The following is a 1222-nucleotide window of genomic DNA, read 5'->3' on the forward strand; positions in this document are numbered from 1 at the left end:
GACGTTGATGTTGAAGCGGCGGGCCGGGAAGTGCGCCAGAACCTCATCCAGCGACGGCATCATGCCGATACCCTTGCCGCGAAAAGGAAAGGTCTTGCCGCCATCCGCCGTATAGCCATAGCCGACATCGAGGGTCTTCAACTCGGCCATGGAATGGTTGCGTGTTTCTCCCTTGCCTTCCGTGCGGCAATCCAGCGTCCAGTCGTGGAAGACGGCGAAATTGCCGTCTGTCGTCGGGTGAACATCTAGTTCGAGCGCGTCAGCGTCCAGCGCGAAGGCTGCTTCCATCGAGGGGATCGTGTTTTCGAGGTAGGCATGGCGCGGCGGCAACATGCGACTGGCCGTGCACGTCTCACCCGTCATGCCTTCCCGTGCGTAGTCCTGGGCAAGGCCGCGATGGGCAAGCACTTCCGGCTTGCCGGCGGGGCGGCTCGACAACAGCGAGGTGTTGTTGAGCCAGATGCCCGCCGCGGCGACAACGATGATGCCGAAGAAGATCGTCCGTTTGCGCATCAAGTGATTTCCGATTCGTCCGTCCTGCGCGGCATCCTGCTTTGCGATCGGACTTTTTGACGGCGACCGGGCGGCGACATCGAGATCATCCTCGATATCGCCTGGTCGGCGGCAATGAAATCGAAGAACGTGTCGACTTACGCCTTGTAGACCACCTGGCGCACGTCGATGTAGCTGGCGCGGAATCCGGCCTCGCAATAGTGCAGGTAGAACTCCCAGAGCTTCTTGAAGCGGTCGTCGAAGCCGAGCGGGACGATCTTCTCCCATGACGCCCAGAACCGGTGGCGCCATTCGGCAAGCGTGCGCGCATAGTCATCCGGAAACACGCGCTCGCGCAGATGGGCAAGGCCATGATCCTTGCCCAGTGTCTTCAGGATCGACGGTGTCGGCAGCATGCCACCCGGGAAAACATAGCGCTGGATGAAATCCGGCCTTGCGCGATACGTGTCGTAGGCGGCTTCGTTGATGGTGATGATCTGCAGGCCGGCGGTGCCGCCGGGTCTCAGGCAAGCCTTCATCTTGCCGAAAAACACCGGCCAGTATTTCTCGCCGACCGCCTCGAACATCTCGATCGAGGCGATGCGGTCATAGGTGCCGGTTTCGTCGCGATAGTCCTGCAGCTTGATGTCGACCTTTTCGGCAAGGCCAGCCTTGGCGATGCGAGCCGTTGCAAAATCGTGCTGCTCGCGGCTGATCGTCAACCCGGTGA

At 60.9% G+C, this 1222-nt stretch carries 2 protein-coding genes; both read right to left on the reverse strand.

Annotated features, from left to right (window positions below; genetic code table 11):
• On the reverse strand, positions 1–513 hold a 513-nt coding region (locus EN884_RS36395), incomplete at its 3' end, for a glycerophosphodiester phosphodiesterase family protein (RefSeq protein ID WP_281034868.1).
• A gap of 137 nt (positions 514–650) precedes the next feature.
• Positions 651–1222, reverse strand: a 572-nt coding sequence (locus tag EN884_RS36400; protein ID WP_164895439.1) for a cyclopropane-fatty-acyl-phospholipid synthase family protein, incomplete at its 5' end; no start/stop codon positions are given.

This window comes from Mesorhizobium sp. M7A.F.Ca.AU.001.01.1.1 (assembly GCF_004022735.1).
GTDB classification, from domain to species: Bacteria; Pseudomonadota; Alphaproteobacteria; order Rhizobiales; family Rhizobiaceae; genus Mesorhizobium; species Mesorhizobium ciceri.